At 65.2% G+C, this 8,006-nt stretch carries 6 protein-coding genes and 1 pseudogene; 6 read left to right on the top strand and 1 reads right to left on the bottom strand.

The window, feature by feature from the left end; genetic code table 11:
* The coding region (locus AC1DY5_RS33350; RefSeq protein ID WP_478118479.1) for a Gfo/Idh/MocA family protein at positions 1 to 690 on the bottom strand (690 nt) is incomplete at its 3' end.
* Positions 691 to 939: 249 nt separating this feature from the next.
* Here AC1DY5_RS33350 and AC1DY5_RS33345 point away from each other — a divergent pair.
* The 6 genes and pseudogenes from AC1DY5_RS33345 to AC1DY5_RS33320 all read left to right on the top strand — a co-directional run bounded on the left by AC1DY5_RS33345 (position 940) and on the right by AC1DY5_RS33320 (position 7,989).
* The gene (locus tag AC1DY5_RS33345; RefSeq protein WP_478118477.1) at positions 940 to 1,929 is read left to right on the top strand and encodes a Bug family tripartite tricarboxylate transporter substrate binding protein; all 990 of its coding nucleotides are present in this window, start codon (positions 940 to 942) and stop codon (positions 1,927 to 1,929) included.
* Position 1,930: 1 nt separating this feature from the next.
* Positions 1,931 to 3,943: a glutaminase domain-containing protein gene (locus AC1DY5_RS33340; RefSeq protein ID WP_478118475.1), complete on the top strand. Its 2,013-nt coding sequence runs from the start codon at positions 1,931 to 1,933 to the stop codon at positions 3,941 to 3,943.
* A 33-nt stretch (positions 3,944 to 3,976) separates the two neighbouring features.
* Entirely contained in the window at positions 3,977 to 5,731 is a 1,755-nt protein-coding gene (locus tag AC1DY5_RS33335) for an IlvD/Edd family dehydratase (RefSeq protein WP_478118473.1), read from the top strand.
* Between the two features lie 23 nt (positions 5,732 to 5,754).
* Complete coding sequence (locus tag AC1DY5_RS33330; protein WP_478118471.1) at positions 5,755 to 6,741, top strand: dihydrodipicolinate synthase family protein; 987 nt, start codon at positions 5,755 to 5,757, stop codon at positions 6,739 to 6,741.
* A gap of 67 nt (positions 6,742 to 6,808) precedes the next feature.
* Positions 6,809 to 7,178 (top strand): annotated as a pseudogene (locus tag AC1DY5_RS33325) (IS21 family transposase); the annotation flags it as partial.
* A gap of 445 nt (positions 7,179 to 7,623) precedes the next feature.
* The gene (locus AC1DY5_RS33320) at positions 7,624 to 7,989 is read left to right on the top strand and encodes a hypothetical protein (RefSeq protein WP_478118469.1); all 366 of its coding nucleotides are present in this window, start codon (positions 7,624 to 7,626) and stop codon (positions 7,987 to 7,989) included.
* Positions 7,990 to 8,006 lie beyond the last annotated feature (17 nt).

The raw sequence follows: 8,006 nt of genomic DNA, 5'->3' as shown, positions 1-8,006 counted from the left end.
CATCAACGTCAGGTCGCCCAGCAGGAAGCGCAGCGTGTCGACATGGTGAATGACGATCTCCATCACGAGCGCCCGATCGAGGCCGGCGAGGAAGGGCTGACGCACGAGCGCCGGCAACCCGCCTTCTGCGTCGGCGATGAGGCCCGAGGTCAGGAAGTTCATCTGCGCCTGCACGACCTCGCCGATGCGGCCCTCGCCGAGCCACTGCGAAATAGCGCGGTAGTGCGGACGGAATCGCCAGTTCTCGTGGACCATCAGCCTGCACTTCGGCGCGACCTCGTCGACCAGCGCCTGCGCTTCGCCGAAGGTGGGGGCAAGCGGCTTTTGGCAGAGGACGGCAAGGCCCCGGCCGGCCGCGAGGCGCACGAGCTGCGCATGGAGTTGCCGCGGTGCGGCGATGTCGATTGCGTCGAGCTCTATGGCGTCGAGCATCCGCTCGGCACTGTCGAGCACGCTTGTGATCCCGTACTCCCGCGCCCGAAGCTCTGCTCGCTGGCGGTCCGGATCCGCAATGGCAATCACGCTGGCGCGATCGAGACACTGCTGCCAACCGGCAAGGTGGTGCTGGGTGACCCACCCGGCGCCCACCAACCCTACGCGCAAAGGCGGACGCCGAGCGGACTGGCCGGGACTCATTGCGTGTTCGCGATCGTTTCGGCGGCCATCGAACGGGGGAAGGGCTTGATTCATCGATGTCTCCAACGGGTGCGATGCGGCATGCAGTGGGGAAAGCGTACGGCCCATATTATCAATAATGCGAACTGTTAGTCGATAAGCAGCGCCGCATCACTCCCGCGTTGACAGGTGCCGCCTGCAAAGTCTATTGACTTTATGAGGCCATATTATCGATAATCTGATAACGCTACACGACGAGGCGATCCCATCCTTTGCAGCGATGAGCACGGGTTCACTCATTTGCGCTTTTCACAGGAGACATCCATGCGTGCCTTGATTTCGTCGGTCCTGATCTTCGCGGCGAGCTTCTTCGCGTCGCATGCGGCGGCACAGGAGAACGCCGCCGCGGCCATCGCGAAGTATCCGAGCGGCCCCGTGACGCTCGTGGTCCCATTTGCGGCCGGAGGTCCGACCGATGTACTCGCGCGCATCGTCGCGCAGAAACTCGGCGAGCGGCTTGGCAAGCCATTCATCGTTGTCAACAAGCCAGGCGCCGGCGGCAACACCGGCAGCGCCGGCGTGGCCATTGCGCCGCCCGACGGCTACACGCTGCTGCTGGGCACGGTCGCGACGCACGGCATCAACCCGTCTCTCTACAAGAACATGCCGTATGACCACCGCAAGGACTTTATTGCCATCTCGCAGGTGAGCCTGGTGCCGAATGTGCTGGTCGTGAACAACGACCTCCCGGTCAAGTCGGTTCCCGAGTTGATCGACTATCTGAAGAAGAACCAGGGCAAGGTCTTCTACGCGACGCCGGGCGCCGGAACCTCGATCCATCTGGCGTCCGAACTCTTCAAGATGATGAGCGGAACCGACATGACCCACGTCCCCTACAAGGGAAGCGGCCCCGCCATGGTCGACGTCATCGGGGGCCAGGTGCAGCTCATGTTCGACAACTCGGTGACGGCGTTGCCCCAAGCCCACACCGGCAGGGTGCGTGCCCTTGCCGTGTCGACGCCGATGCGCCTCAAGAGCGCGCCCGAACTGCCGCCGATCGCCGACTACCTGCCGGGCTTCGCGGCGAATGCCTGGCACGGCGTGTTCGCCCCGGCCGGCACGCCGCAACCCATCATCGACAAGCTGTCGACCGCATTGCGCGCCGTCATGAAGGACCCGGTCGTCATCGACGTGCTCGCCAAGTCGGACATCGTGCCCGTCGGGAGCACGCCCGCGGAGTTTTCCGCGTTCATCGACGCAGAGACCGAACGCTGGGCCGTGGTCGTCAAGAAACTCGATCTGAAAGCAGACTGATATGAATTTGCCGCTTCGGCCGCCGGCCGTTCCCCTGATCACCATCGACCCGTATACCAGCTGCTGGTCTTTTGCCGACCACCTCTATGACCAATGGCCCAAGCACTGGACCGGCACCGATTTCGCGCTGTGCGGCATGGTGCGCGTCGATGGCAAGCCCATGCGATTCATGGGTGGGCCGGAAGTGCTCGCAGACAGCGTCAGGCAGTTGTCGCTCGAGGTTCTGCCGACGCAGACCCGCTACAGGTTCCAGGCCGGGCCCGTGGAGCTGGAGGTGGTCTTCCTGAGCCCGCTGCTGCTGGATGATCTGGAACTGCTGTCGCGTCCCGCCAGCTACGTGCACCTGCGCACACGCTCCCTCGACGGCGCGACCCATCAAGTCGATGTCTATCTCGACATGAGCTCGCAGTGGGCGGTCAACGTGCCCCACCAGAAGGTCGCATGGCATCGCGCGGAGACGGACGAGCTGCTGGTTCTCGGCTTTCGCAGCATCGAACAGCCGGTCCTGCAGAAAGCGGGCGACGATCTGCGTATCGACTGGGGCACCGCGCTGCTGGCCGTGCCACGCGATGCCCAGGCGCTCATCGGCGATATCGACTACTGTCGCGCAGCATTCGTGGAACGTGGCGTTCTCAGCGACGAGCATCTGCTGCCGATGCCGAGAAAGTCGACCTACTGGGGCGAAGCGGTGCTGGCGGTGAAACTGGATCTGTCGTGCAGCGGACAGCGCGAAGGCCAGGGTGTCGTGCTGATCGGCTACGACGACGAGTACTCGGTGGAGTATTTCGGCGAGACGCTGCGTGCCTGGTGGCGGCGATTTGCAGACGCCTCGCCGCAGTCCATGCTCGATGCCGCTTACGCGGACCGCGTCTCGGTGCGGGAGCGTTGCGACGCATACGACGGCCATTTGATGGCCGAGGCGCAACGGGTGGGCGGCGCGCAGTACGCCAGCCTTGTCGCACTCGCCTACCGCCAGGCGATCAGCGCCTGCAAGCTGGTKGCAGCGCCCGACGGCCGGCCCTTCTTCTTCTCCAAAGAGAACTTCAGCAACGCCTGCATGGGCACCGTGGACGTCAACTACAAGTCGGCCCCATTGTTCCTCTATGCGAATCCGGAGCTGATGAAAGGGATGCTCGACCCGATCTTCGACTATTGCCGAAGCGAAAGGTGGACACACCCGTTTCCTGCCCATGACCTGGGGCTGTATCCGAAGGCCAACGGGCAGGTCTACAAGAACTTCCACCTGCCGGAGCAAACCGGGCTGGCCCAGATGCCGGTGGAGGAATGCGGCAACATGCTCACGCTCACGACGGCAGTGTGCATGCGCGAAGGCCATGCCGACTACGCGGCGGCGCAGTGGGACCAGCTGAGCCGATGGACCGACTACCTGGTCGAGCATGGCCTGGACCCGGAGTCCCAGCTGGTGACCGACGACTTCACCGGCATGATGGGACACAGCGTCAACCTTTCGGCGAAGTCGGTCGTCGCGATCGCCTGCTACGCCAGGTTGGCCGAGATGCTCGGCAAGAAGGACGTCAGCGACAGGTACCGCGCCATCGCCGAGGACTTCGCCGCACGCTGGCAGCGCATGGCCGACGACGGCGACCACTACCGGCTCGCCTTCGACAAGCCTGGCAGCTGGAGCCAGAAATACAACCTTGCCTGGGACAGCGTCTTCGGACTCTCCCTTTTCCCAAAGGAGGTGATGCGCAAGGAGCTCGCCTTCTATGCGACGAAGCGCCTGGACTACGGCACGCCGCTCGACAGCCGCAGCCCTGCGGCCAAGCCCGAATGGGCGATCTGGGTCGCGACCATGGCGGAGGACAAAGCCACCTTCGAGGAGTTCATTGCGCCGATTTTTCGCTACGTCGACGAAACACCCCATCGGGTACCGCTTGCCGACATCTATTTTGCGCACTCGGGCAGGCGGCGGGCGAACCAAGCGCGCTCGGTGGTGGGGGGCTTCTTCATGAAGCTGCTGGCCGACCAGCTGGCCCGGTCCCGAGCACGCTGACAGTCGGCGCACTTCTCCTTGAGACACACCCACATGCCGACTCCAAAATTCCCGTTCGAGCCCGATGATTCCCAGGACAACTCGGGCATGCGCAAGGGCCTGACCAGCTACGGCGACCAGGGCTTCTCGCTGTTCCTACGCAAGGCGTTCATCAAGGGCGCGGGCTTCACCGACAAGGCGCTGGACCGGCCGGTGGTCGGCATCGCCAACACCGGCAGCGCCTACAACCCGTGCCACGGCAACACGCCGCAGCTGATCGAAGCGGTCAAGCGTGGCGTCATGCTGGCCGGCGGCCTGCCGATGGACTTCCCGACGATCTCGATCCACGAGAGCTTCGCCGCGCCGACCAGCATGTACCTGCGCAACCTGATGTCGATGGACACCGAGGAGATGGTGCGTGCCCAGCCGATGGACGCCGTCGTGCTGATCGGTGGGTGCGACAAGACCGTGCCGGCGCAGTTGATGGGCGCGGCCTCGGCCGGCATCCCCTCGATCCAGCTCATCACCGGCTCGATGCTGACCGGCAGCCACCGGGGCGAGCGCGTCGGCGCCTGCACCGATTGCCGGCGCTACTGGGCCAAGTTCCGCGCCGGGGAGATTGAGGCGGAAGAAACCGTCGACGTGAACAACCAACTGGTCGCCAGCGTCGGCACCTGCTCCGTGATGGGTACTGCCAGCACCATGGCCTGCATCGCCGAGGCGCTCGGCATGACGATGCCGGGCGGCGCCTCTCCGCCCGCCGTGACGGCCGACCGCATCCGCATCGCCGAGCAGACCGGCGCCCAGGCGGTGCAGATGGCGCGCGACGGCCTGACCATCGACAAGGTGCTGACGCCCGCAGCGTTCGAGAACGCGATGCGCGTGCTGCTCGCGATCGGCGGCTCGACCAACGGCATCGTCCACCTCGCCGCGATTGCCGGTCGCATGGGCCTCGAGATCGACATGGCCGCGCTGGACCGCATGGGGCGCGAAACACCGGTGCTGCTGGACTTGAAGCCCTCGGGACAGCACTACATGGAGGACTTCCACAATGCCGGCGGAATGGCGACGCTGCTGCGCGAGCTCAAGCCTCTGCTCCAGCTCGACGCGCTGACCGTCACCGGCCGCACGCTCGGCGAAGAGATCGAACGCGCGGGTCCGGGCTTCCCGCAGGATGTGGTTCGCCCGGCCGACAGGCCGATCTACCCGCAAGGTGCCATCGCCGTGCTGCGCGGCAACCTGGCCCCCGGCGGCGCGATCATCAAGCAGTCGGCGGCAGATCCGAAGCTGATGGAGCACGAAGGCCGCGCGGTGGTGTTCGAGAACATCGAAGACCTCGTCGAGCGGATCGACAGCGACGCGCTCGACGTGACGCCGCAGGATGTGCTGGTGCTCAAGAACATCGGCCCCAAGGGCGCACCGGGCATGCCCGAGGCCGGCTACCTCCCAATCCCGCGCAAGCTGGCGCGCGCCGGCGTCAAGGACATCGTGCGCATTTCCGATGGACGCATGAGCGGCACCGCCTTCGGCACCATCGTGCTGCACGTGACCCCCGAATCCGCCATCGGAGGTCCGCTCGCCCATGTGCGCAACGGCGACCGCATCCGGTTGAGCGTGGCCAACCGCGAGATCGCGCTGCTGGTGTCCGACGACGAACTGGCGCGGCGCGCGAAGGAGTCGCCGGTGATGGCACCGACAGCCGAGCGCGGCTACCGCAAGCTCTTCCTGGCGTCGGTGACGCAGGCCGACCAGGGAGTCGACTTCGATTTCCTGCGCGCCTCGCGCTCGCTCGGCAAAGTTCCGCGGTAGTGCGATCTCCACGAGAAACCTTCATGACGACAAGACTGCGCGGCGTTCTGGCGCCGGTGCTGACCCCTTTCGACCACAAGCTCGAGCCCGACGTCGCGCGCTTCATCGCGCACTGCCGCTGGCTGGTCGACAACAACGCCGGACTGGCGATCTTCGGCACCAACTCCGAAGCGGCTTCGATCTCCGTGTCCGAGCGCCTGTCCCTGACAGACCAACTGGTGGAAGCCGGCATTCCGGCCGCGCGGATGATGTCGGGCACCGGCGCGTGCGCGCTGCCCGACGCCGTCACACTCTCGCGCCATGCCAGCACGACAGGCGCCGGTGGGCTGCTAATCCTGCCGCCCTTCTTCTTCAAGGGCGTCTCCGATGACGGCGTGTTCGCCTACTACGCGGAGATCATCGAGCGCGTCGGCGCCGGCTGCGCGCCGATCTACCTGTATCACATCCCCCAGTTCACCTGCGTGCCGATCACGCTCGGCCTCATCGAGCGGCTGCTCAGGCGCTTCCCGACGGTGATTGCGGGCGCCAAGGATTCTTCGGGCGACTGGGCCAATACCAAGGCCATGATCGACAACTTTGCGGCTGATGGCTTCGACGTGTTCCCGGCCAGCGAATCGTTCCTCTCGGCCGCCATGCCGATCGGCGCGGCAGGCTGCATCAGCGCCACGGTGAATATGAACCCGGCGGGCATCCATCGCGTGTTCGAAGAATGGAACGGCGACGAACGCCAGGAACTGCAGGCCAAGGCCGACGCCGTCCGCAAGGTGTTTCAGGGCGGCTTCATGATTCCCGCGATGAAGCACGCCGTTGCCACGTTGTCAGGCGATGCGCAATGGCGCAGAGTGCGCCCGCCGCTGGTCGAACTGGACGAGCAGACCGGCCGCAAGGTCGAAGCTGAACTGAAGGCGATCGCGTTCGACATGCCGGGCTATCCGCGGCCCGCATCCAGCCATCAGCGACGCGATCCCGGATACGGTGTTGGCGCCGGCCGAAAAATGACCCACCTGTGAGGGTTGTGCCGCTTCAAATTTCACCCGGGTGTTCAGCCTACCCTGCTGCTTTTTTAAGCGGCGAGGTATCAGGAGTGATCGCTATGGCCATGATTGGCAAGGTCCAACGGACTTCATCCGTGTCTGGCGGGCGCAGCAATGCGGGGTCGCGATCGGCAAGGCATTCGTGCCGCTGGCCTTCGAGACGGGCGAGGCGTTCCAGTTCGATTGGAGCGACGAGCCTCTGGTGATCGGCGGCATCTACCGCAAGCTTCAGCCGACGCGGCAACTACGACAACATGCGCACTGCCGTCGACAAGGTGCACAAGGTCCAGGGGCGCACCGTCAACGCGCGCTTCGCGGACATGTGCGCGCACTACCTGTACGACCCTGACTTCTGCAACGTCGCTTCCGGATGGGAGAAGGGCGTCGTCGAGAAGAACGATGCGAAGAGCCGCGTCACGTCGGCGTTGGCCGGCGCATCGTCGCCCGACATAAAGAGCACGCGACGTCCGCCGCTCGTGCGCGGGTCGACGCCCATCATCTCCACCAGGTCGCGAAAGCTCAGCTTGAACCGCAGGTACCAGGGCCRGCTTTTGGCCTTTGAACAGCTCGTCCATGCTCTGTAACCGCTGCACCATCGGCTCGCCACCGCGGGGGCGATTTGCACCGGGTGGTCGAGGGCATGACCTCGGCCGGCGGTGGGGTGATGCAGACCAGCCGCGCGGCGGCCTGCTCCTTGCGGGGTCGAGCTGCCTGACTACAATTTATAAGCCTATAGCCAAGACGCACGCACTGTTCCCGGCACAGCGCCCGGCCGGGAGCACGTGGCGGCGGGAAAACCGCGCAGGAAGGCCGTAGGGGTGTTTTTCAGGGCGCGGCCGGCCTGACTGGGAGAGCATCATGACGACAACGATTTCAAAACAGGTCTGCTTCCAGCTAGACAGCCGATTGACCGCGGCCGAAGCCGCGCTGGCGTCTGACGGCATAGCATGCCCAGTTCTCGTGGCGGTCGTTGCGGAGTTTCGGCGGAAATTTGCGAAAACGCGGCCCGCGGTGGAAGGCGACCCTACTCCCGGCCAACGCGAGGCCGTATTCGAGCTTGAGCAGGCGGCCGATAGCGCCAAGTGGGCGGCTTTGGCCGACCCGGGTGCGTCCGAGCAGATTAAGCTGGCGGTCGTCGCCGCGCACGACTCGATCTGCTGGTTCAAGGCGACCGGCTGCCTGCTCGACCGGGAGTACGCGGAACAAGACCCGCTCGCCCGCTAGCCTGAAGGGTCGTGGGC

The organism is Variovorax sp. P4_D9 (genome assembly GCF_056401695.1).
The sequence above is the reverse complement of the archived record's forward strand: the minus strand, read 5'-3'. Positions and strand labels throughout refer to the sequence as shown.